At 36.4% G+C, this 24,511-nt stretch carries 21 protein-coding genes, 1 tRNA gene and 1 riboswitch; of the genes, 7 read left to right on the forward strand and 15 right to left on the reverse strand.

The genetic code is table 11. The annotated features are described in order from the left end of the window. Window positions 1-75: 75 nt before the first annotated feature. Together PKC21_05210 and PKC21_05215 are read left to right on the forward strand one after the other, a co-directional pair. The gene (locus tag PKC21_05210; GenBank protein ID HMR24735.1) at window positions 76-1,203 is read left to right on the forward strand and encodes an alpha/beta hydrolase; all 1,128 of its coding nucleotides are present in this window, start codon (window positions 76-78) and stop codon (window positions 1,201-1,203) included. A 30-nt stretch (window positions 1,204-1,233) separates the two neighbouring features. Further along, entirely contained in the window at window positions 1,234-2,613 is a 1,380-nt protein-coding gene (locus PKC21_05215) for a PilZ domain-containing protein (protein HMR24736.1), read from the forward strand. 2 nt (window positions 2,614-2,615) lie between these two features. On the opposite strand, the gene PKC21_05220 is transcribed toward PKC21_05215, so the two are convergent. From PKC21_05220 to PKC21_05230, 3 genes are all read right to left on the reverse strand, one after another. Then, on the reverse strand, window positions 2,616-3,947 hold the full coding sequence (locus PKC21_05220; protein HMR24737.1) for an OmpA family protein: 1,332 nt from the start codon (window positions 3,945-3,947) through the stop codon (window positions 2,616-2,618). A 118-nt stretch (window positions 3,948-4,065) separates the two neighbouring features. Further along, the gene (locus tag PKC21_05225) at window positions 4,066-4,488 is read right to left on the reverse strand and encodes a hypothetical protein (protein HMR24738.1); all 423 of its coding nucleotides are present in this window, start codon (window positions 4,486-4,488) and stop codon (window positions 4,066-4,068) included. Between the two features lie 95 nt (window positions 4,489-4,583). Further along, window positions 4,584-5,396 (reverse strand): DUF481 domain-containing protein, encoded by an 813-nt coding sequence (locus tag PKC21_05230; GenBank protein HMR24739.1) that lies wholly within the window; start codon window positions 5,394-5,396, stop codon window positions 4,584-4,586. 266 nt (window positions 5,397-5,662) lie between these two features. On the opposite strand from PKC21_05230, the gene PKC21_05235 reads away from it, so the two are divergent. Further along, window positions 5,663-6,523, forward strand: a complete 861-nt coding sequence (locus PKC21_05235; GenBank protein HMR24740.1) for a glycerophosphodiester phosphodiesterase family protein — start codon at window positions 5,663-5,665, stop codon at window positions 6,521-6,523. 55 nt (window positions 6,524-6,578) lie between these two features. On the opposite strand, the gene PKC21_05240 is transcribed toward PKC21_05235, so the two are convergent. Together PKC21_05240 and ileS are read right to left on the reverse strand one after the other, a co-directional pair. Beyond that, complete coding sequence (locus PKC21_05240) at window positions 6,579-7,517, reverse strand: L-threonine 3-dehydrogenase (protein ID HMR24741.1); 939 nt, start codon at window positions 7,515-7,517, stop codon at window positions 6,579-6,581. Next, window positions 7,514-10,672 (reverse strand): isoleucine--tRNA ligase, encoded by a 3,159-nt coding sequence (gene ileS / locus PKC21_05245; GenBank protein HMR24742.1) that lies wholly within the window; start codon window positions 10,670-10,672, stop codon window positions 7,514-7,516. The genes PKC21_05240 and ileS overlap by 4 nt, the downstream gene beginning before the upstream one ends. A gap of 168 nt (window positions 10,673-10,840) precedes the next feature. On the opposite strand from ileS, the gene PKC21_05250 reads away from it, so the two are divergent. Beyond that, the gene (locus PKC21_05250; GenBank protein HMR24743.1) at window positions 10,841-12,523 is read left to right on the forward strand and encodes a formate--tetrahydrofolate ligase; all 1,683 of its coding nucleotides are present in this window, start codon (window positions 10,841-10,843) and stop codon (window positions 12,521-12,523) included. On the opposite strand, the gene PKC21_05255 is transcribed toward PKC21_05250, so the two are convergent. From PKC21_05255 to PKC21_05265, 3 genes are all read right to left on the reverse strand, one after another. Next, window positions 12,520-13,923, reverse strand: coding sequence for a sodium:solute symporter family protein (locus PKC21_05255; protein HMR24744.1), 1,404 nt, complete (start codon window positions 13,921-13,923; stop codon window positions 12,520-12,522). The two genes, PKC21_05250 and PKC21_05255, sit on opposite strands and share 4 nt — an antisense overlap. 14 nt (window positions 13,924-13,937) lie before the next feature. Beyond that, complete coding sequence (locus PKC21_05260) at window positions 13,938-14,696, reverse strand: hypothetical protein (protein ID HMR24745.1); 759 nt, start codon at window positions 14,694-14,696, stop codon at window positions 13,938-13,940. Further along, window positions 14,686-14,797: riboswitch (TPP riboswitch) on the reverse strand. It overlaps the preceding gene by 11 nt. 82 nt (window positions 14,798-14,879) lie before the next feature. Further along, on the reverse strand, window positions 14,880-15,509 hold the full coding sequence (locus tag PKC21_05265) for a thiamine diphosphokinase (GenBank protein ID HMR24746.1): 630 nt from the start codon (window positions 15,507-15,509) through the stop codon (window positions 14,880-14,882). A gap of 157 nt (window positions 15,510-15,666) precedes the next feature. On the opposite strand from PKC21_05265, the gene PKC21_05270 reads away from it, so the two are divergent. Then, entirely contained in the window at window positions 15,667-15,810 is a 144-nt protein-coding gene (locus tag PKC21_05270; protein HMR24747.1) for a hypothetical protein, read from the forward strand. Window positions 15,811-15,812: 2 nt separating this feature from the next. Here the strand turns inward: PKC21_05270 and mazG are convergent, their stop codons facing one another. From mazG to PKC21_05300, 6 genes are all read right to left on the reverse strand, one after another. Beyond that, entirely contained in the window at window positions 15,813-16,595 is a 783-nt protein-coding gene (gene mazG / locus PKC21_05275) for a nucleoside triphosphate pyrophosphohydrolase (GenBank protein HMR24748.1), read from the reverse strand. Then, the gene (gene recO, locus PKC21_05280) at window positions 16,592-17,329 is read right to left on the reverse strand and encodes a DNA repair protein RecO (protein ID HMR24749.1); all 738 of its coding nucleotides are present in this window, start codon (window positions 17,327-17,329) and stop codon (window positions 16,592-16,594) included. The genes mazG and recO overlap by 4 nt, the downstream gene beginning before the upstream one ends. Further along, on the reverse strand, window positions 17,322-18,251 hold the full coding sequence (locus PKC21_05285; GenBank protein HMR24750.1) for an NAD(+)/NADH kinase: 930 nt from the start codon (window positions 18,249-18,251) through the stop codon (window positions 17,322-17,324). The genes recO and PKC21_05285 overlap by 8 nt, the downstream gene beginning before the upstream one ends. Before the next feature lie 6 nt (window positions 18,252-18,257). Continuing rightward, window positions 18,258-19,880, reverse strand: coding sequence for an NAD+ synthase (locus PKC21_05290; GenBank protein ID HMR24751.1), 1,623 nt, complete (start codon window positions 19,878-19,880; stop codon window positions 18,258-18,260). Window positions 19,881-19,943: 63 nt separating this feature from the next. Continuing rightward, window positions 19,944-20,258, reverse strand: a complete 315-nt coding sequence (locus PKC21_05295) for a helix-hairpin-helix domain-containing protein (protein HMR24752.1) — start codon at window positions 20,256-20,258, stop codon at window positions 19,944-19,946. A 194-nt stretch (window positions 20,259-20,452) separates the two neighbouring features. Next, on the reverse strand, window positions 20,453-21,445 hold the full coding sequence (locus tag PKC21_05300; GenBank protein ID HMR24753.1) for a hypothetical protein: 993 nt from the start codon (window positions 21,443-21,445) through the stop codon (window positions 20,453-20,455). Between the two features lie 145 nt (window positions 21,446-21,590). Here PKC21_05300 and PKC21_05305 point away from each other — a divergent pair. Further along, window positions 21,591-21,685: transfer RNA gene (locus tag PKC21_05305), tRNA-Ser, on the forward strand. Window positions 21,686-21,915: 230 nt separating this feature from the next. Here PKC21_05305 and PKC21_05310 read toward each other — a convergent pair. Next, on the reverse strand, window positions 21,916-23,508 hold the full coding sequence (locus PKC21_05310; GenBank protein HMR24754.1) for a S41 family peptidase: 1,593 nt from the start codon (window positions 23,506-23,508) through the stop codon (window positions 21,916-21,918). A gap of 125 nt (window positions 23,509-23,633) precedes the next feature. Between PKC21_05310 and PKC21_05315 the strand changes: the two genes are divergently transcribed. Beyond that, window positions 23,634-24,503 (forward strand): M48 family metallopeptidase, encoded by an 870-nt coding sequence (locus tag PKC21_05315; protein HMR24755.1) that lies wholly within the window; start codon window positions 23,634-23,636, stop codon window positions 24,501-24,503. Window positions 24,504-24,511 lie beyond the last annotated feature (8 nt).

Below are 24,511 nucleotides of genomic sequence, written 5' to 3' on the forward strand. Positions count from 1 at the left end.
AAGATAAAACAATAAATATTGATCAATTGCCTACTCTGAGCAATAATAACCCCCATGATTAGAGAAAAGCAATTTTTGATAAAACTAACAATTCTCGTATTGTCTCTTTGTTTGTACGCATGTGCAAGTAAAGCACCGCAAAAGCACACTATTTTTCAACGCCACTATGGCAATGATGCTATAAAAAGTGAACTCAATCAGTTGCTTGAAGACAACTATTCCCAAACCCAAGCTATTTCTGTCTACTATATGACCAATAGAAAGCAAGGCAATTTAAACAACAATTGTGGGCCCAACACTTTTGGTAACGACGCCGACAATACCGTTCACTATGGTCAGTGTCGCATTAGCGTACCTACCAATCACTTGGTAGGAGATATCACTTTTTCACAAAACCCAAGAGCAAGCTCACATCAGAACTATAAGTTTTTACAACAAAACTCAATGCAAGAAAGCGAGCTTAGCTCAATGCTCAGTAGTTTTCAAAATGATATTCTAGTCTTTATTCATGGCTTTAATGTTCCTTTTGAACAAGCTGTGTTAAGAGCCGCACAAATCAAATATGATCTAAAATTTAAAGGTGAAATTGTTCTTGTATCTTGGCCAGCTGGCGCTAATGGTAGTAGCTATATGATTCATAAAACTTACGCTGAGAATAAAAATAATACTCTAAAATCATATGCCTTGATTCATACTATGGTTGATGTTTTGGTACAATCCAAACACAAAGCCCATATTTTGGTTCACTCTATGGGACACCAAGTTTTCTTACCAGGCTTGGTCAGTTACTTACAAAAAAATCCTGATATTGCTCAACAAACCCCTATTTTTGCTGAAGGAGTTTTTCATGCGCCAGATATTGCTACTCAAAAAGCTGTTTTATACTTCAAAAACATTCAAAAATTTTTTGATAGAACCACCGTCTACTGTTCACATAAAGATTATGCCATCACAGCTTCTCAACTTTACAATGAGGATCAACGTCTAGGACATTGCTTTAATCTTGAAAACACAGACGTTATTAATGTTTCTTTATTGCATGAACAATTACAAAATTTAGACTATTTAGGCCATAGCTATTATGCTTCAAGAGCACTTTTAGGTGACCTGTTTCAAGTTCTTTTAAATCTAGACGCAAATAAAAGGCTATTTATAAGAAAAGCTGAACCCTATGCACCTGAAAATTATTTTTTAAGACCTTAATGATTATTTTTATATAGGCTCATAAGCATTTTGACCGTTTTAAGAAAAAGTAAGCGCTTTAACAGTTCAATTCCTGCATATTTTTATGCCTATGGAAAAAAACGACCTGGTGTCATAACAAATTTTTCTCAATCAGGTATTTTTTTAAATTCTGAGACTCTTTTAAAAAAAAATACAGACGTAACTGTATTTTTTAAACACAATGGCTACTTACACAAAACACATTATAAAGTTGTTCGTTCACAATCAGAAATTAACTTAAAAAGTGATAAAAGTTATCTGCGTGGAATGGGACTTGAACTCAATGACCACAAAAACCCATTTCCTATTTTTGCCAATTGTGCAGACATTTTTTCTAGCCAAGATAAAATTTCTAACGCTCAGTCTGATCAAGCGTCACACATCATCATTTTTGACCATATTTTTGACTTTATCAACCTCTACCATGCTCAAATTACAAATCTAAATTTTACATTTTTAAACAAACAAAAAATTCCAGAAAAAACCACAATCAATATTATCATAAGAACAAAAGATCAAAATTTTAACTGTAATTTCAATGTGTTGGTTAAAAAACATGTTAAGGATATTCATAGCAAGAACTATTTTATTTACTGTGAAGTCAATCAAAACACTCACCAACACTTACAATCTCTTGTTGATCAAACCTTAAGTCAATTAAACTTAAACAAAAACCTACCCATTGCCAACAAGGGAACCTTAATCCAACATCCTCTGCTTAAAATCATTTTAATTTCTATTGAAATGAAATACTCTGGCATGTTAAATCTGACAAACTTTAACAATCAAACTCTTGCATCTTTTTACTTTAAAGATGGAAGTTTACTACACGTACAAACCAACAGTAAACAACGTTTATTAAAAATCATACTCAATTCAAATAGTATTTCTGATAAATCCAAACAAATCATCTTAAAACAAAATCTAAACCTAGAAACGCCTATTGATCTACGGGATTTTTTAATTAGAAAAAACATTATCTCAGCTGAATTAATGTTTAATATATGGAAACAATATTTATTAAAAAATTTTCATCATTTGGCCAATATGTTTAATTTAAATTACTACTTTATTAAAAAACTACCTAAAGAGATGATAGCACTCAATGAAACCTTAGAAATTAAAAATAATATTTTTGCAATACTCAACGGCTATGATGATATGTTCTTAAAACACTTTAGTCATTTTTCCACAGAAAAGTACTTCAGCATTCATAAGCAAAAGCTCTACTTATGGCCACGCATTATTTTAAATCTGCATCACTTGGTTGATGAACAAACCATTTATAATCAAGATAAGCTGGCCAAAACGCTATCTATTTCTCAAAAAGAGAGTAGAGCTTTTATTTGTTATCTAAGCTTTATCAATGAGTTAATTGTTATTGATTGATTTTAATCAACCCATTTTAACTCAACTCTTCTATTTTGAGCTCTACCTTCAGCGCTGGTGTTGCTGGCCAAGGGTTGGCTTTCACCATAGCCTTTAGCAACCATTCTATCTTGTGGCACACCTTTTTTAACCAAGAATGCCATCACTGACTGGGCCCGAGAATAAGATATCTTTTGATTAAACTCTGCCGCACCCACACTATCTGTGTGACCTTGTATTTCTACCCGCACCCTTGGAAATTCTAAAAGTTCTTTGGCTATGTCCTCTAAAATTACCATTGAGTTTAAGGTAAGCTCTGAACTTCCTGACTTAAAGTTAACGCCTTTAAGCACTCCTCTAGATTTTACTACTTTTGGACAACCTTTAATATCAACTGATTCACCCTGAACTGTGTTAGGGCATAAATCTTCCACATCAGAGACACCATCTTTGTCAGAATCTCGTGGGCAACCCTTTTCGTTTACAGCAATACCTTGTGGAGTATCAGGACAGGCATCATTTTTATCTTCAACACCGTCTTCATCTGCATCAAAAAGACAGCCTTTTTCATTCACTTTACTGCCTGCAGGTGAATTTTCACATTTATCAATACCATCAAACACACCATCTTTATCACTATCAATACCACAACCTTTGGTATCAACTTTTACGCCCTCAGCTGTTTTTTGACATTGATCTATACCATCAAATACGCCATCTTTATCACTATCAATACCACAACCTTTTTTATCAACCTTTGCCCCTAAAGGTGTTTTTAAACATTGGTCAACGTTATCTCTTACCTTATCCTTATCAACATCTTTATGGCCACCAGTTAAATAAGAAATACCCCCGGTAAATTCATAATTTTGTTGATGCTTAGTGACGACTTCTGCGTAAACGTAGCGTGCATCTGCTCTGAATGCCCAATTTTCATTAAAGAAAATCTTAAAGCCTAAGCCGGTATTAATCGCTAAATCATTTGTTTGATTAATCGTTGGATCAATATCGGTTCTTAGCCAACCCATACCCAAAGTTAATGTAGGCGTAAAACGCATATTTCTAAAAAAATGATACATATAGTTGATGTTCAATGTATTTAACTTGGCTTTGGATGTTGTTAGAGCCTCCGTTGGTAACATCTGATAGGCCAGTTCAAAACTGGTTTTATCTGAAGCAAAAACTCCAAAACGAAGACCATACAAAGCCGCATCATTAGGTTCAGTTTGACTAAAAGAATCCAATACCGCATAACCTCCGTAAGCACCCAGTTCCATTTTTCCCTGAGTCAAATACTGGGCTTGGGCAACCACTGCTAGGAAGATAATCAAAGCAAACATATATTTTTTAAACATTTTAAAACCTTTCAATGTGTTTATACAAAGTGAGTCTACTATATTCACGCCAGAAATAAAAAATTTTATGCTATCTGTAAAAAATGCTTTCTTTTATTTCAGATAATCATACGTTCTTCTAATATTGTTTACCACCGTGCCGGTAAGCTCTAGAAGCATTGTAATCCATTTTAAGCTGCAAAACTTGTTCAAGATCCCAGCCCTTATAAGCAAAATAATCTGCAATACGAATCATTGCATCCATCAGCTCTACTGCTTCTCCTTCAGGTTTTAACCCTTGTCGTGCAATATCTTGGATATCTGTGACTGTTATTCCAGAATCTGTTTGAGCATATACAGGAGGGAGATCTTGACGAACACATTCAGTGGCTTCAGATAATTCTGTTACCATTAACATGTGCGCTTCTAAGGGTGATCTTTCCTTATCATACCAACCTTTTTCTTTGGCTGTATCATGGACTATCTTAGCAAATTCATTGATTTTCATGCCAGTAGACATACTGAAAAATGAGTCTTTGGTCCAATTTATTACCATGCGCACAATATGACATCCCTCTGTAATACCTTTTGACCAATAAAAAAAGGGTCTACCTCCTGATAGAGGTAAACCCTTCTATTGCTTGCTTAACTCAATTTTTATAAAAAGTTAACCGTTAAACCGGCTTGGGTTTGGGTGTCTAAGTTTTCTGCTCCGGTAACAGGATCATTGTCAAATCTCATGGCATAGCCCACTTGAAATCCAACTTTTTCAGTCACTTTGGTGGTTAGACCTGTTAATGTATTGAATCTAAAGTCATCGCTTTTTTCTAAGTTGTACAATAACTCAACGGTTTGTGAAAAATCTGCCCAATCTGAAATTTTACGTTTGTAAATACCAAACACACGTGCAGAATGAATGTCTGCTAGAACATCAGTAATACGATCTTCACGGGTGTAGTCATAACCTATTTCATAACGTAAGAAGTCTTTTTCTTTCTTTATTACTTCATGCGCAAAACCGGTACCACCACCAAAACGCCAATCAAATCCAGCAGGTCTATCTTGACCTAAGTGTCCGTATCCAAAAATGGCTATGGTGTCGTTCAAATAACGATCATATCTTAATTGTGTTCTCCAATTTTCTGTATTGGTACTGGTCACACCGGCATCATCTTGCGCGCGACCGTACGCACCTATACCTGATAACTCAACTTTGTTCATACCCGTTCTATTGACCACTGAGAACAAACCACTTACAGTTTGGTTAACTGCGTTACCTGTGTTGGAAACACCATTCAATCCAGCATTGGCTTTCCAACCCATATCATCTGTTTTAACTTCTGGTGCTACTTCAGTTTGTGTTGCAGCTTCAACGGCTGTTTTTTCTGAAGCATCTTCAGTAGCTTCATCATCTTGAGCAAAGGCTGATGCACCTAAAATCAAAATTAAACTTAATAGAATTTTTTTCATTTCTTTATTCCTTTCAAAAATTCACACTAATTATTTGTAAAGTGCCCTGGGAATATAACAGAGGCTAATAATTGTCCAATAGTTTTTAGAATTGATTTTATCTTTAAATTAAAATTTTATTTCCCCTAAACTACTGTATTTAAAAACAAATAAGCATAATTACATATAAAGTACCCAACATGAGAAATTATTGCTTTGCGTATGACTTATTATTAATATATGTGCTGAAATTATATAGGCAATTAATTTAAAATTAAGGATAGAGAATGAAAACAAAACAGTTTCTGAAGATAATACCCTACTTTTCCTTAATACATTCTATGGTATTGGCCAACCCATTCTGTATTGCCCATAGAGGTTATCACACAAGTCAGGAAAATTTACCAGAGAACTCTCTGGCCGCAGTTGTAGCTGCAGAAAAAATCGGGGCAGACGGCGTAGAAGTTGATATCCATCATACAAAAGATGGATTTGCTGTTTTAAATCATGATAAAAAACTTGGAAAGTACGCTAAAACTAAACCAAACTCTACAAAACCTTGTCCTGTTGATATCCCTATAGCTGAGCTTAATTTAAGTCAGTTAAGTTCTTGCATTTTATTAAATAACGAATCTGTTCCTACGCTTGAACAACTTTTTAATCAAATGAAAGTATTGAATAAAATTAGACCCTTTAAACTTTCTCTTGAATTCAAAGATTCAGGAAATGAAAAAACTTTTGATCATTTAAATGGTTTTATAGAGGAAGTTCCTTGTGAAATGTTAAGTTTTAAAAGTTCTATTTTACATGAAATGCAAGAAAGTAGCTGTCATTTATCTTTGCTAAACTCTGAAATTGTTGATCTTGCTTTATTTCCAACTTCAGGTCGAGGCAAGGGTTTTGGCATGGGTTTGGGTTTTGATCATGATATTTCTAAAGTCTACTTTAATTATACTGTTACTGGAACAGAGTTTATTAAAGAACGTTTAGAAAAGGGACTCCCTACAGGAGTATGGACAGTTAACGATGCCTCTAGCATTGAATTGCTAATTGAAGTAGCTTTTCAATATTCCGACACTCACCTTAGCATTGTAACCAACTATCCAAATATTTGTGTTGAAAAACGCAATAAATATCTACAAGAATAATACTCTGTTGCAGGTTTAAATTTTTTAAAGATGAGTTTTTGTTTGCGTAAGTTATTTATACTTTTTCAAGCATCTCTTGCGTCATTTTTTCTAAATTGTATTTTGGGTTCCATCCCCACTCTTCTCTGGCCGCAGAATCATCCATACTATTTGGCCAAGAGTCAGCAATGGCTTGTCTAATTGGATCTATATCATATTTGATTTCAAAGTCTGGAATGTACTTTTGAATCTCTTTGGCCAACTGATCTGGCGTAAAATGCATGGCCGTGATGTTAAATGCATTGCGGTGTTTTAAACGACTTGCATCTGCTTCCATCAACTGCACCATGGCATCAATGGCATCTGGCATGTACATCATATCCAAGGATGTATCTTGCTTTAAATAACAGGTGTATGTTCCGTATTTTTTAGCTTTTCTAAAAATCTCAACGGCATAGTCTGTGGTTCCACCACCAGGTCTGGTTTGATAAGAAATTAAGCCAGGAAAACGAACCCCGCGCGTATCCACCTCAAATTTATTGTAATAATAATCACACAACAACTCACCACTGACTTTGGTAATGCCATACATGGTTTTTGGACGCATCACTGTAGTTTGTGGGGTGTGATCCAGTGGCGTTTCCGGACCAAAGGCGCCAATAGAGCTAGGAAAAAACAAAGCACATTTGTATTGACGTGCGCTTTCTAACATATTGTACAAACCATTCATGTTTAAATCCCAGGCTAGGTTGGGCCTGGTTTCACCAATAGCGGATAACAGTGCTGCCATGTGATAAATGGTTCCAATTTCATGAATTTGCATAACGCGTGTAATTTGATTGGGATTTAAAACATCTAAAAACTCAAAAGGACCACTATCAAGCAACTCTTTGGATTCTGGCATACGAATATCCGTGGCTATAACCTGGTCTGCACCATAAATATTGCGTAAACGATAAATCAACTCAGTTCCTATTTGACCCAAAGCACCTGTGACTAAAATTTTTGTTTTCATAGATTTTTCTCCAATCCAATATAAACTGCCACATCATCAATATTTTCTTGTGTATGATATGGCAATTGTTCAATACCATCTTTTTTGAACAGCAGGGTTGATAAAGTTTCTTGTTCAATTTTCTGTACATGGTTTGAAAATGCATCAATGACTTTTTTATCTTCAGCATGTACTGCTAAATTAATTCTATCTTCAACATTTAACCCAGATTCTTTTCTGAAGTTTTGTACTCTATTGATTAACTCTCTGGCTTGTCCTTCTTGAATCAATTCTTGACTTAGATGCTCGTCAAAAGCAATTACAAATTGGTCCGCCACTGAACATTCATGTTTAAAGTGACTCTCTTGTGCTAACTCTAGAATAAAGTAATCATTGGGATACATCTCTCCATCAAGTTCAAGTCCCTCCCCTAAAGTGATTTTTTCTATCTGCTCTGCAGATAAGTTTTTGCATGCCTGCGCAAAAACTTTCATTTTTGCACCCAAGGCTTTACCTACTTTTTTAAAGTTGGGTTTGATGGCTTTGGATACCATATTGGAAAAAATTTCAAACTGAATTGTTTTGACATTCAGTTCTTCTTTAATGGTATCCAACATGCCTTCAATTAATGTTACATCTTTCTCATTGAGAAAACCTACATACAAAGTGGACAAAGGCTGTCTCACTTTTATTTTTAGCTTTTCTCGTAACTCTCTACCAAGAGCACTCAGTTGTCGGGTTAAATCTATTTTTCTTTCAATGTTTTTTTCTTCTGCACTTAAGGCTTGAGGACTGGTAAAATCTTCTAAATGCACAGATATTTTTTCTGCCAACGCATGCCCTAAAGACAAATGTTGATAAAGATAATCTGAGAAAAATGGAGCGGATGGCGCCAAACATTTACTGAGTTCCACCAAGACCGTGTACAAACAAGAAAAAGCCTGTTGCTTATCACTGTCATTTTCACTTTTCCAAAAACGTCTGCGACTTCTACGAATATACCAATTGTTTAAACAATCCAAAAAGGTATGAATGGCTGGCATCACAGCTTGCAATTTAAATTCAGATAAATTGTCATTGATCTCATGCTGCATGTTTTTCAACTTAAGCAAAATCCACTGATCCAATTCATGATCAAAGTTTTTTGTATAATTTTTTTCTGGATCCCATTCATCTACCGCAGCATAAGTTGCAAAAAAACTATACGCATTCCACATGGGAAGCAATACTTTACGTACCACTTCTTGCATGCCTTCTTTAGAAAATTTCATGTCTTCTGCTGCTACAGCTCCACTTTGCATCAAGTACAAACGCAAAGCATCGGCACCTATTTCATCTAAAACTACGCTAGGCTCAGGATAGTTTTTAAGACGCTTGGACATTTTACGCCCATCTTCGGCCAAAACAATTCCGTTCACAACAACATTTTTATAGGCAGGTTTATCAAACAAAGCCGTTGATAAAACCATTAAGGTGTAAAACCAACCCCGCGTTTGATCTAAACCTTCCGCAATAAAATCTGCAGGGAAAACCTGGGAAAGCTGTTCATCATTCATTTCAAATGGATAATGATTTTGAGCGTAAGGCATAGCTCCTGATTCAAACCAACAATCTAAAACATGGGGAACACGTCTTAAAACATCTCCAGTCTTTGGTGAAACAATCTCCAAATCATCAATAAAATGTTTGTGGATATCTTCTACTTTTTTGCCAGTTAACTGCTCAAGCTCAGCAATACTGCCTACACACAATTGTTCACCGCTGTCTTCATTAAGCCAAATGGGAATAGGATTACCCCAAAAGCGATTGCGTGAGATGGCCCAATCTTTAACGTTCTCTAACCATTTTCCAAAGCGACCATCTTTAACATGCTCAGGCACCCAATGCACCTGTTGATTGTTGGCAATCAACTTGTCTTTAATACTGGTCACATTAACAAACCAGGTAGAAATAGCTCTGTAAATTAATGGTGTATCAGAACGGTAACAAAATGGATAACTGTGCTGTATGGTTTCTTGCAATAACAATTGATCTTGGTTTTTTAAGTGAGCAATGATTGTTTTATTGGCATCTTTAAAATACTCGCCGGCAGCCAATGTGTTTTCTGCAACAAAGTTACCTTGATTATCCAAATGGTCTAAAACTTCTAAGCCCTGGGTTTTACCTACAGCAAAATCTTCCTCACCAAAGGCAGGCGCAATATGAACCAGTCCTGTACCAGAATCTGCTGTCACATAATCCGCAGGATACACTGTAAAACTGTGCTCATTACTTAAATACTTAAAGCCAGGAATCAATTGTTCATACTTTAAACCGAGTAAATCTTTACCCTTTAAAGTCTCAATGATCTCAGCATTTTTTTGCCCAGCTTTTTTCTTCACCACAGACTCAAAAAGATCCGCATGCACATACCAATACTCATTGTCAGTTTTTACTTTAACGTAATCCATTTCTGGATGAACCGCTATGGCCAAGTTGGCTGGCAAGGTCCACGGTGTGGTGGTCCACACCAAAAAGAAACTATTTTTTTGATCTTTGAGTTTAAACTTTACATAAACTGATGGATCTTGCACATCCTGATAATTTAAATTGGCTTCAAAGTTAGATAAAGGAGAAGCAATGGGCGTAGAGTACGGTAAAACTTTTTTATCTTCGTATATTAAACCTTTTTCCCATAATTGTTTGAACACAGCCCAAACAGACTCCATATAGCTGGGATCCATGGTTTTGTAGTCATTGTCAAAGTCAATCCAACGCCCCATGCGTTCAACGGTTTCTCTCCACTCTTTGGTGTAACGCAAAACGATACTTCTACAGGTTTCATTAAACTCGGCCACACCATGCTCAACAATATCCTGCCGACCTTTAAGGCCTAATTGTTTTTCTACCTCAAACTCAACGGGCAAGCCGTGACAATCCCAACCAAAACGACGCTCAATTTTTTTGCCTTTCATGGCCCAAAACCTTGGAATGACATCTTTTATCATCCCAGCCAAAAGATGCCCATAGTGTGGTAAGCCTGTAGCAAAGGGCGGCCCGTCATAAAATGACCAAGGTTCTGCATCTTGGCGTTGCTCAATACTTTTTTGAAAAACTTGATTCTCTTTCCAAAAATTTAAAATGCTTTTTTCAAGCTCTGGAAAGCTGATTTTTGATTGTGGCTTTTGTACTTTCACATGCTCTAAATCGCTTAAAATAGCGTTTTGGTCAAGCTTGAACCGAGATCATGCTATTTTCATGCTTATTTTTTACAGAAGCTTTGTCCACAAAAAAATTTCTATGCTATCAAAGTCATATCCGTTATTTATGTATATTAAGAACCGTATAACTACAGGAAACAACGCATGAAACAAAGCCCCACGCCGTCTGATTTACAAATTGCGCAAGACTGCCAAATGCATCCCATTGATAAAATTGCTGAAAAACTAGGGGTGCACAGTGATCTGTTGGAACATTATGGCAAATACAAAGCAAAGCTTCCCCTTGAACTGATTAATGAAGAAAAAATTAAACACTCTAATCTCATTTTGGTCACGGCTATTACACCAACCCCAGCTGGAGAAGGCAAAACCACGCTATCAATTGGCCTAAATGAAGGTCTAAATAAAATTGGCTGTCAATCTACAGTTGTTTTAAGGGAACCTTCTTTAGGCCCAGTTTTTGGTATCAAGGGTGGCGCAGCTGGCGGCGGCTATTCTCAGGTGGTGCCCATGGAAGATATTAATTTACATTTCACTGGTGATTTTGCTGCCATAGAAAAAGCCAACAACCTACTTTCAGCACTGATTGACAATAACCTACAAAGTAAAAAGCGCAGTGTAAACTTAGACCCAAGACAAATTTATTGGAAACGCGTGATGGATATGAATGACCGTGCCTTGCGTGAAATAACCATAGGCCTTGGTGGAAGCAGCAATGGTATGCCAAGACAAGAAGGCTTTAACATCACCCCAGCCTCTGAAATTATGGCTATTTTATGTTTGGCAAAAGATAGAAATGATCTGAAGAAAAAATTAGGCAATATCTTTGTTGGTTTTACTTTTGCTGGCAAGCCAATCTTTGCCAGAGATCTCAATGCCCATGGCGCCATGGCCATATTGTTAAAAGATGCTATTTTGCCCAACTTGGTCCAAAGTTTAGAAGGCAATCCTGCTATTTTACATGGTGGCCCTTTTGCAAACATTGCCCAAGGAACCAACAGTATTTTGGCCACCAAAATGGGCATGTCTCTGTCTAAATATGTGGTGACCGAAGCGGGATTTGGTGCAGATCTTGGCGCAGAAAAATTTCTCAATATTAAATGCCCTTATGCTGGCATCACCCCCAAAGGGATTGTGATTGTAGCTACAATCAGAGCCTTAAGACACCATGGCGGGGCTAAAAAAGAAAAGCTAAACACCCCCAATTTAAGTTTAGTCCAACAAGGATTTTGTAACCTAAAAAAACATATTGAGAATATTCAACAATTTGGGATTACACCCGTGGTTGCCATCAATCATTTTATGACTGATAGTCCAGAAGAAATCCAGTATGTCATTGACCAATGTGCTCAATTCAAAATTAAGGCAGTTTTATCTAAAGGCTGGGAACTTGGCGGGGCTGGCACCCAAGAATTAGCGCAAGCTGTGGTTGATATGTGTCAATCCAACAACACTTTTCAAGTCTTGTATGATTGGCAATTGCCCATTGAAGAAAAAATAAAAACCATTTCACAAAAAATATACGGTGCTTCCAGCGTTCATTATGAAAAAAAAGCTCAGTCTGATTTAAAAAAAATCAAAACACTTGGTTTTGACAAACTCCCAGTCTGTATGGCCAAAACACAAAAATCATTTTCGGATGATGAAAGCTTGATTGGACAACCCACAGACTTTAGCATTACCGTTAGAGAATTTGAGTTTGCTGCCGGCGCTGGCTTTGTCATCCCAATTTTAGGAAAAATGATGCGCATGCCAGGTTTGCCGGACATTCCTGCCGCTGAGCACATGGACATTGATGCCACTGGAAAAATCTCAGGTTTATCTTAGTTTGTTTTTTGCTTATGGCTTAAACGCAGTATAAGCAAAGCCCCTAAGCTAAGAATTAAACCAGGATACATGGGCTCTAGGCCAAGTGGATAATGCTCATATGATCCAAACTCCTGCCACCAACCTATGCTTAAACTAAGAAATGATACTATGGGTGCTGCCAACATGACATAAACTGCTGTTTGTTGTGGGTAACGTAATTTTGGATAATAACAACCTAAAACAGGAATCAGCAAACCTGGAACCATAACACTGGCAATGCTATACCAAAGCTGAATCACAGAAGGTACATAAAGCGCTAGGCTTGCTGCAAAAAGCAAAGAAATAATAAGCCCCAATTTGGTCAATTGAGTTTCTGAATACCTTTTAAAGTATGTTAATCTCCCTAAAATATCTTTACCCAAAGACATACCTGAAATAAAACCTGTTGTGTTTAATGTAGACATCACCACCGCAAACATGGCCACCCAAAAAACACCAACTAAACCTGCGGGTAAAATATTTTTAGCTAAAATTGGATAGGTCCATAAAGCATTTTTTAAATCTGGAAAAGCAGCTTTGGCATACAGTGCTGTAGAAATACTCATACAATCAAAGATAAACCAAAAAACAATAGAACTTAAAATACCTTTAAAAGCAGTCTTTTCATTTTTTGCAGCTGCACAACGCTGATAAAAAGACGGCTCAACCAAAGTCCATAAAGCGATAAAAAACCAAACCACGATAAACTGAATAGAGTTACCACCATGCCAAGTTTGGTGAAGATGAGGCAAGTTGCTTTTTAAAAAACCAAGCCCACCAAAGCTTTTAACACTAAAAAAAAGCAGTACTGCAAACCCAAGATACATCAAAACAAACTCAAAAATATCGGTGTACAAGTCTGATAAAAACCCGCCTTTAAATAAATAGACTGTTGAGAAAACCAACCCTATCAACATACAAAACCATGGCGACCAACCACTTAAGGTTTGCAATAAAACTGAAAACATTAAAATATAGGGTGCAGGACTACTTAAAAAAAAGACCCAAGTACTGGCAAGCATTGCAGCTTTTTTACCGTAAACAGCTTCAACTTGATCCGGTAAGCTAATGTGTTGATTGCTTCTTATTTTCCTAGCCAATAAAAAAGCAAACACCACAGCAAAGACATAATATGGTAAGCCTTGAATTACCCAATTTGAAAAGCCATAAAGATAGGTAAACTCACCTACACCTAAAATCCCACCATACCAAGATGAGGTTAAAGTCATCACAAACAAGGGGAGCGTTAATTTGCGCCCACCCAATAAGTAACCTTCACTGGAATTGGTTTTTAATTTAGCAAAGAACCCAACAACCATCAGTAAAAGAAAATAAATTCCTATAACACCATAATCTATACCGCTTAATTGAATACTCATCTCATTCCTTTAGGTTAAAATTGATATCCTAATTTCAAATTCCAAACAAAATCATGCTGATTGTCTTGAAATAATTTTTTATAATTTGGAACCCATAGATATTGTCCACTCAAAGATATGAACCAAGGTTTCAACAAATAGTTTATGGGTAATATTAAGGCAAGTTGAGAAAAAATAAGCTGATCAAGATATTGACTTGAAGCTGTCATTTTTACTGCTGGCTCAATATTAATTCGTTCGCTTAGTTTTTTTTGTATTGTATAGACTGTTTCAAAAACATTACCCTCAATGCCTTGATCCAAACCTCTCTTATAAACCAGACTGATTTTAGATAAGGGTGACAATTGAAGATGATGATAAGACGCCAGTTCAAAATCATGTTTATTTGAACCAACATTAGAAAAAAAATTGGATGTCCAATAAAACCAACCCAGTTCTATATAGGAACTGATTTTTTGATTCCAGGCAATGAAATATCCTAATAGGGTATCAAACTCATCCAAAGTAAAACTTTGATCATCTCCTGCCACGCTATCTTTATTTAAACCATAGCTGGTCCAAAAACTGAGGCTGATATTTTTTAGTATTTTATTAAAATGAATCGACAAAGCTTGCGTTAGCACTGGATCATCATGATTAAGATCTGCTCCGTTCCACACATAGGCACTGTGTATTCCTGTTTCTAAACGGACACTGGCAGTGTTGTTGGATTGAGCAAAAACAATTGTTATAAAAATTAAATAAACAAAAACAAATGACTGTAAATATTTCATGATCTCTCCTTACGCCGGTATCACCCGGATCAAGTTAAACGGTCAATGCATTGGATTTGCAATTTCTCAGACTCAAAGCAGAGTCTCCCGTGGAATAATTTGTATCTTCTTCCTACCCTTAATTAAATTCACTTGCTATGTAAAGTAAAAAGGTAGCCGGTACCTTTTGCTAGCATTGCTCGATTATTTTTTATTAAATAGAAAAACACAGGCATAGCCTGACTTTATACTGATTCTTACATCTTCTTGAGTCACTTCATTGCTGACACCTATATCCCCAAGTTTCATGCTTGTATTTTCAAGCGCATACTTTAAACCTTTTAAATTAATCCCTTCACAGTGCCCAAAAGGAATAAAGCTTAATATCTGTCCCGCTTCACATTTTTTTTGCCAATGATCTATGACTGGAAAAGCCAAGTAATCTTTGCCTATGACTTTAAGGTTCAATTGTTCACAGTAATGTTTAAGAACAATAAAATTGGCAATGGCATAATCTGCTCTTCCCCCCTCTAAGCCAATTAGATTGACGTTTTTATAGCCCTTGTCTACACAATAATCTAAAGCTTTTTCTAAATCACATTGGTATTGTGAAGGTTTATGGATAATCTCAACCTTATCCTGAAAAAAATCTCGGCTTTCAGAGCTTAATGAATCCAAATCACCAATAATCAAAGTAGGTATAAAATTGATTTTTTTCATATCATTTGCAGCCCCATCACAACAAATAACCGTATTGAACTTTTGCAGCTGTTGTTGCAAAAACTCTAAATCATCAAAAACATGATTGGCTATAATAAGAACGGACTGTTGCATGTACACTTCCAAAGCTAATGTTCATCTTTTGATACAAAGATGTCCCAACAAAGTCCATTATTAAATATCTGAGCATAAAATCACCGAAATCAAAAATACATAAATATTTGATTTTATTGCATTATTTATGGCACGCCGTTTGCTTTTTTATGTCAGTATGAATAAAAACAAACCCAGCCTTAGTGAAACCATAGACGCAATTTTTTACGATTTGCAACTGGATCTCCACCAGGCTTTACGTAATTATGAACAAGACTTACAAATTATTGTTCAGGATACAAAAAAGCAGCTTAAAAAATAACCCTAGTCTTGTTTTACCTCTTGCCAAAGCTGATCCAGTTCATCAAAGCTGCTTGAAGAAAAGTCTTTCTCCTCAGCTTTCAAGCGTTCTTCTACAGCATAAAAACGTTTTTGAAATTTTTTAATGGCGTCTTGCAGTGCACTTTCAGCATCTAGACCTTCATGTCTAGCCAAACTACACAATGCAAATAACATATCACCTAATTCTTCATTCTTTTCTGCTACTGTTTGCGCTTGCGTAAGTTCTAACAACTCTTCTTCAACTTTTGCATAAACATCTTGTTTTGTTTGCCAGTCAAATCCAAACTTAGCAGCTTTTTTAGATACTTTTTGCGCTTTACTCAATGCTGGTAAAGTTTGACACACATCCAATAACTTTTTTTCACTTGTTTTAGCTTCTTGTTCTTTGATTTGTTCCCATTGAACTTCTACATCTTGTCCAGTATAAACACCTTCTACTTGTTCAAAAACATGCGGATGGCGTCTAATCATTTTTTCACAGATGCCTTGAGCAACTTCTTCTATATCAAAGCAATTTCTTTCACTGGCCAATTGGGCATGAAAATAAACTTGCAATAACAAGTCCCCCAATTCGTCTTTAATGGCAAAGTCATCTTCACTGTCAATAGCCTCACATACTTCATAGGCTTCTTCTAAACAATATTGTTTTAAACTAGCATGCGTTTGCTCTTTGTCCCATGGACAACCCTCATCACTTCTAAGTTTTTGCATGATTGTTTCTAATTTTTTTAACCAACCACTGGTTTTATTCTCTTCTGTACTCATAATTGCATTGCATCCCATCTAAAACTCTGACTTTTGGGCTCGTGCCCAAGGGTATACACCATAAACCTATGCATCAGCTGACCCAGTAAACGTATATCTTGCTCACTATAAATCACATGGTTGTCATTGTTCATCATCTGCGCTTGTGCTGGATTAATCCACATTCCTTGTCCAGCCACAAAACACTGTTTGCATAAAGTTCCACCTTTTTCAAATGAAAAGTAAAATCGTTCTTGCTGCTGTTCTTTTGCACAATGTACACAGTTGTATATATGCGGCCTGTAACCCAACATGGACAATAGTTCAAAATCCATTTTAAGATAATCTATATTATTTTTGCAATCACCATTGGCTACTTGGTTTAGAGTTTGCTCCCACCATAAAAAAATAGTTTCTTGTTTTTGTTCATCTGCCAAAAGTTTTTTTAAACACTCAGACAAATAACTCATACTTGCCAAAGCTTTTAAGTCAGACCGTAAAGGGTAAAAAGCATTGAGCAATTGCGTTTTTTCTAAACGCCACAAAAAACTGCTTTTAGATTTAGGTGGTTTAAGCTGCACATGCAAGTAAGAAAAAAGATCTATACCTCCTGAAAATCTTTTTTTACTTTTTTTTGCTGACATGGCAAATGCAGAAATTTTACCAAAGTCCTTGGTTAGCAGTGAAATAATCATATCATTTTCACCATAAACGCTGCTGGATAAAACAATGGCTTGGGTTTTTTCTTCAGTCATTAGCCCGTCTTTTTAAACTTGTTTCAAGATCAAATTGATGGCGTCTATCACTATCATATGCAAAAACTTTTAATTTTTTTGGATGCATTTGGATGGTTAACTCATGACCATTTTTAAAAGGAATTTTTATATGTGCTCCATCAAAAAAAATAACTCCTTGTCGCATTTTTGAGATAACTTTTAAGGATTCTTTTTTACCTAGGACCGCTCTTGATGGTTTTCGTTTTTCTAAAGGTGCATGGTAGTTTTCACGCACATAAAACATGAACTTCTCATCTTCAAGTGGTAGGACTTCCCCCCCGGTACTCCGCATAGCTCCAGTTGAGCCTGCTGCTGAGGAAACCCATAGTCCTGAAGATTTATAACTGTATTTTTTTTTACCAAACTCTAAATCAAAGCGGGACGTTTCAGCTGGGTTAAGACTTGTGATCAAACAATCATTGAGCACTGGTGGCATATAGTTATCGTTATTAAGGCACATTTGAAGACGAGAAATGTGGTACTGAGGAATACTTTTTTGCATGATTCCTTTTAATGTTTTTTTTAATCGTTTCACATCAATGGCACAATACATTCCTACACTTCTCTTTGGATCTGAATTGACACCTAACATTGGTTTTTTAATGGTGTGCCTTGCGGCATCCAAAAATGTACCATCTCCACCAATGGTTAAAATGAGGTCTGCCCAAGCTTCATTGAATTTTTTTGCTCTATGGATAAATTTGGATTGAATATTTAATTGACTTAGCACTTGGCGTGCTTGCTCTATGCTTTTATAATGGGCTTCATGACTTGGAATAAACTGCGCCACCGAAGGGTGTTTTTGTTCTAACAAATTTAAAAAATGCGGGTCTTTTTTTTCTAAAGCATACAACTCATAGCTGCTCTTTTTATAAACCACAATAACTCGCTTAATATCCATATATGTTTATCCAATGGCAATATTATGTCTACGACCAATTCCAAATGCTTTTTGAGAAACTTTTATAATGGGCGGAGCTTGTCTACGTTTAAACTCACTGCCATTAACCAAACCAACTATTTTTTTAACCACTTCAATATCATAGCCTTGATCAACAATGTCTTTTACTGACTGCAACTGTTCTAAATACAAATACAACACTTTGTCTAAAATATCATAATGTGGCAAGCTGTCAGAGTCTTTTTGATCCTGCCTTAACTCTGCTGATGGGGCTCTTTCAATAATAACTTGTGGAATTATTTCTTGCTGTTTGTTACACCACCGGGCCAAATCATAAACCTGATGTTTGTATAAATCACCAATTACAGACAATCCGCCAATCAAATCACCATATAAAGTAGAATAGCCTACAGCCAACTCGGATTTATTGCTGGTGTTTAAAACCATTCCTCCAAATTTATTGCTGTATGCCATCAACAAGGTTCCTCTTATTCTTGCTTGAATATTTTCTTCGGTGACATTGACTTGTTGGCCTAAAAAAATCTGTTCTAAACTCTGCTCAAAACTTGTTCTTAAGCCATCAATGGCAATTGTGTTTAACGCTATGCCAAGGTTTTTACACAAGTCCTCAGCCCCTTCTTGTGAAATCTGAGCTGAGTATTGCGATGGCATGTAGATTGGCGTCACATTTTCTTTGCCCAAAGCTTCACATGCAATAGCCAAAACTAAGGCTGAATCAATCCCACCAGATAAACCAATAATTGCTTTGGATTGATGGGTTTTAGTAAAAAAATCTTTTACGCCCATACACAATGCTTGCCATAATATTTGCACGGGTTCTGAATAAGTTGTTTGAATAGGACTTAAACTCTTTTTTTCCAGGTCAAAACTAGAAAACCCTTCCGTAAATTTAGAAGACTGTTGCACTATCTCACCTTGGGCAGAAACAACCGTACTTTCTCCATCAAATAATATTTCATCATTGCCTCCAACCAAGTTAACATAAACCATGGGGCAATTCAGTTTTTTTACGGCTCTTTGAAGTACTTGTTGCCTAATCTTTTCTTTACCAACGTAATACGGTGAAGCTGAAATATTCACCAACAGATCAACTTTTTCTTCTTCTAATTGATCTAAAGGATCACTCTCATATTTAAAATGCTTCTCTTCTACAAAATCTTCCCAGATATCTTCACAAATCAAAACGGCAATTTTTTTATCTTTATAATTAAACACCAATGGCTGGCTATGATCTGGTGAAAAGTAGCGCCGCTCATCAAACACATCATAATTGGGTAATAAGCTCTTATGCGCAATATGCTGAATTTTTCCTTCTCCCATAACATACGCAGCGTTATAAATTGCAGAAGATGTTTTGTGTGGAGCCCCAACAATAAACCACATGTTTCCACTGTTTTGAGCCAAGCTTTCTAAATGCACTTGAACCACATTTAAAAAGCCAGATGAAAAACTTGCGTCTGTTAGAGGGTAGCCCGTCAAACTTAACTCTGGAAAAACACATAAATCAATATTTTCATTGCCTGCTTTTTCCAGCATTGAGATTATTTTGTCTTTGTTGAAAACCACGTTGTTAACACATGTATTGATTTGGGCAATGCCTATACGCATGATAAGACCTTATACTCCAAGTCCACAGTTATATCAAACAAGCAATGTGGTTAATCACGCTTCTTACTTAACTTTAATCATCGTTTTAAGTTTATTAAATTTTTTTTCCCCTATCCCCTCAACATATTTTAAGTCATCAATATGATTAAATTGTTTTATTTTACGGCGCTCGACAATGCGTATAGCAAGCGTTCTACCAATTCCAGGTAGGTATTCCAAATCTTTTAAACTGGCCGTATTAAGGTTAACCAAATAAGCTTTTTGATGAACCCCTTTATCTTGTTTTATAGGCGTGGAATTCTGCCCATAAACAATAGGCTCTTGCACCATATGTGTTAATGCCAATAATGCCAACAGTGATGTATTGTATACTTTCATTTGATCCTCCTTAGATTATTTAATGCGCTCTAGGAGTGTTCAATTTTTATACCAAAAAAAATTATGATTTTTCAATAGCTTCTATGGCTTTTTCTCCATACAAGTGACTGATTGTAGGACGGGTATCCTATACCTGGTCACCCCTTCTATTTCTAGGTAATGGGTTTAGACTGTTCCCCTGGCAGCGAGAACAATTAACCTCTTGGATCATTGTATTTTGCTGGCACAGCCTTAGGCATAGGCTCTGCTTCTGGTTCAAAACAATCTAAAACTTCATCAGGTAAATCTTCTTCTTTTAAATTGTTTTCACGTTGTAGTGCGTGGTATTTAAAATATCCCATAGTGTGCAACTGTAAAATAGTGCTAAAACTATACAATATATCTTTATATGCATACTGGATATAAACATCCCGCGAGTTCTTGATTCTTGCAAACAGTATTTCAATAACCAGCTCTTCATTGTTAACCAATTCCTGAGCAACAGTATTGAGGTCCCACTCTCCAGATGCGTTTTGAAAAGCTCTTGCAATATTTGAGTTTTGAACATGTCCATCCATCACAAAACTTAAGGCGGTAAAGATACCGAACTCCGCTATCCCCACTGTTGAAAATATCCAATGATCTCTGCCGTTGCGTGGAGCATTATCTGGTTGTTGCCCCTCTTCTTCCAAAATTCTATTTTCTTCTAAAATTTTAAAAAAATAAGTCAGATCATTTCTAGCAATGGCTTCTGATCGCGCATATTTATCTGTGGCAACAAATGTGGGTGTCTGTATATACCCATCGGGCCCAACATCATTTTCACCCAGATCAGGAAAAAAACCATTTACCCCTAAAGGCAACAACCTGCGCTTGGCCAGCCAGTCTTGAGCCATGTCTTTGCTTTGATCATCATGGTATTCATAACATAGGATATAGCGACCCGAGTCAGCAAGAACACCATATTTACGAGCCATCGCTTCAATATGACGTTGATGACGATTAATAACATCAAGATTACAATGACGCCGCCAATTTTTATCCGTTCCTTCTAAAAATGATTGTAGAAGCAGTTTTTTTTGATGTGCTTTAGCTCTAGCAATACCGTGAATCGCTGGCGCTTGAGAAAAGCTTACAAACGAAAACAATAAACAAGAACACAAGCCTAATTTAAAAATGTTTTGTTTTAATGTGTAAGGTCCCCTCACGCTAAATATTAAGTTACACAGTTATGATTTTGATGCAAATAAATCGCACGCCCTCACACACTTTTTTAGACTCTTTTTATGCTTCATTCAGGGAGCTTGCTCAAATTGACTGACTGTTGTATATAGCGCAAACAAAAAAATATTAGGAGAGGTGTCCGAGTGGCCGAAGGAGCTCGCTTGGAAAGCGAGTAAACGGAGAGAACCTCCGTTTCGGGGGTTCGAATCCCCCTCTCTCCGCCATTTTTTGACTATTCCTACTCATTGTTAAATCAAACCATTTAGCTTACCCTTTAATCCGTTTTAGAGGGATTCGAACCTCGCGCCTTTGGCGCGGTTCGTTTGTCTATTTGGCTCGCTACGCGAGCATGGCCCTCTCTCCGCCATTTTTTTCACTAACCCTACTCAGCATTAAATCAAATTATTTAGCTTACCCTTTAATCTTTTTTAACGATTAAATGTATTCAATAGCTTTATTCAAAATATGCTGCAATCGTTTCATTCATCGTTTCAACATCACACCTAGATACCAATTGTTCTCTTTCACAATAGGTATTCAATACTTTTATTATGAACTTAATTAAATGATCTTGATCAAGCTCTTTGCTTTTTAATGCAGTTTTAAACTTTCTATGCTTTAAAAAACTAGCTTGGATTGCTTCTTGTAAGGCCGTCCTTTTCTCTTCAAAGTCTACAAACCATAATTGACTAGAATTGTAGACTCCATTTAGCTGTTCATGTGATAATTGTTGTGGATAATTGATTGCAAATTGTTTTTCATAGTTTCTAAGATAGCTTTTTTCATCCTCTAAATACAATTCAAGATCTGGCTTAATCCCTTTAGGAGAAGTGCCTTTAGGACCAAAAAACTTGTATTGGGTCAACCAAAACGCCAAAGGACCCACCAAGTAGGACTCTGCCGCTGTTGTCTTACCACTGCTTCTTTGTCCTACAACTACACCTAATCCTAAATCCTGCACCGCCATGGCTACAATTTCTGCACCCGATGATGAAACTGGACTGGTATACACCAGCAAAGTTTTATTGATTGCTGGCTCTTGCCATGAACGCTGAATACTTCCTTGTTTTCTTATTAGCATTCGTTCAGGTAAACTTTCATAGCCTTGTCTATCAAAAAAGCTGGCCATAAGAATATCTTGCTCTTCTAAAGCAATAAAGGGTTCAAGAATGTGTTCAAATTCTGCTCTTATTCCACCCAGCGTATTACGAAAATCATAAACAACACTATCATAGCTGTTTTGATATTCACTGAGTATGCTTAATAAACTATCAGAAGCATCCATACCTAATTCATGACTAAACCTGACCCATAAAACCCTATCTTGTAAGCTAACTTTACCAAAACGATGGGGTCTACTAAAAACACTCTTATTTTCTTGTTGTGAAACTGTTTGTGAAGATGGGCTATTTTGTCCATCAATAAGATTAGAAGCTCGAGCATAACTCGCGCTATCAAAAGTAAACCATGAGTTTGGATCAAGAACTTGTGCTATGCCATGCAAAAGAGCGGCATATTTATAAGCGTCTACTTCATGTTGAAAAATTTCTTTTGCCCTACTTTGCCGAAAAACATGTTCTTCCAGCCAGCTAAAATAGTTCTCATCAACTTCTATTTTTCCTGTTTCTTCATCTCTGTTTACAGGAAGGTACTGGTCAGGCTGTGGATGGTTTTGATTTATGTATTGAATGACATTAGGAAAACTTTCACGATCAAAAAATGCTCTAAACCTAGACTCTAGATAGGTTTTCTCTTCTTGATTGATGCTTGCATACAAGTCAAAACTATTGAGTGTGCCGTTAATAAGAACTTGATTAAGCTCTTCTAGTGAACGCAGTTTAAAATGATGCTTATCAATTGCATCCATTATTACATTGATCTCTTTTTTCCATGGAATAACTTTAATGCTATGATCCATAGAGTTATACGAATACTCAGAGCTGACTGCGTTTAAATGAGAAGATGTTGTACTTGTTTCATTTGCAACCCTAACCCCAGCAATAGGCTCTGACTGACCAAATACGACTTGGACCATAAACAAAATCATTAAACACGTATATTTCCCCCTACACATGTCATTTTCTATTGCATAAATATTATTGTTAATCAATAGGATTAATATTAATTTTTTTAATAGCTTTATATTGGTTAAATTGAAACCAAAAAGTACCTGTGTTTCATACAAAACATGACCGACCTTTTATTTTTTGCTATTTTACTCCAATGCTAAACAATCAATATAGTATTAAAAAAATAAGCCTGTTTTTGTTTTTAAGTCTGTTTGTATCTGCATGTGTTGAAATCCCTGAAACTGGACAAAAAACATTGATGCTCACCACCCCTGCTGAAGAAAAGCAAATGGGTGAACAAGCCTATGCCGAAGTCATGAAAAAAGAAAAAATCAGCAAAGACCCTCGTCTCAATGGCATTCTAAAACGTGTAGGCAATGAAATTGCCCAAGAAGCCGCCCAACCTGACTTTAATTGGGAATTTAATATTATTGTCTCCGAGCAAGTGAATGCTTGGTGCATGCCCGGAGGTAAAGTTGCGTTTTATACGGGTATTTTCCCTTATCTTAAAAATGAAGCCGGCATGGCCACAGTCATGGGGCATGAAGTTGCGCATGCTGTTTTAAGACATGCTGGACAACGCATTTCTCAGCAGATGAAACAACAACTTGGCTTGGGTCTCCTCAGTGGAGCAACCTCAGGCCTGTTTAAAAACCCTGCTGCCCATGATCAAATCATGAATATCTTTGGTGCTGGATCAAATGTCGCTTTTGCTCTTCCGCACAGTAGAGAAAGTGAAACTGAAGCCGATGTGATTGGCTTAAAATATATGGCCAAAGCGGGTTATGACCCAGAAGAAGCTTTACGTTTTTGGCAAAGGTTCTCTCAAGCAGGGGGGCAGGCTCCTCCAGAGTTTTTATCAACACACCCTGCAGGTGCAACAAGAATAAATACCATTAAAAGACTATTACCTGACGCAAAAAAGTACTATCAACAGGCCGAAAAAAAATATGGCCTAGGCCAAACGCTATAAAAAACAGT

It is taken from the genome of Oligoflexia bacterium, from assembly GCA_035326705.1.
Lineage (GTDB): Bacteria > Bdellovibrionota_G > JALEGL01 > JALEGL01 > JALEGL01 > JALEGL01.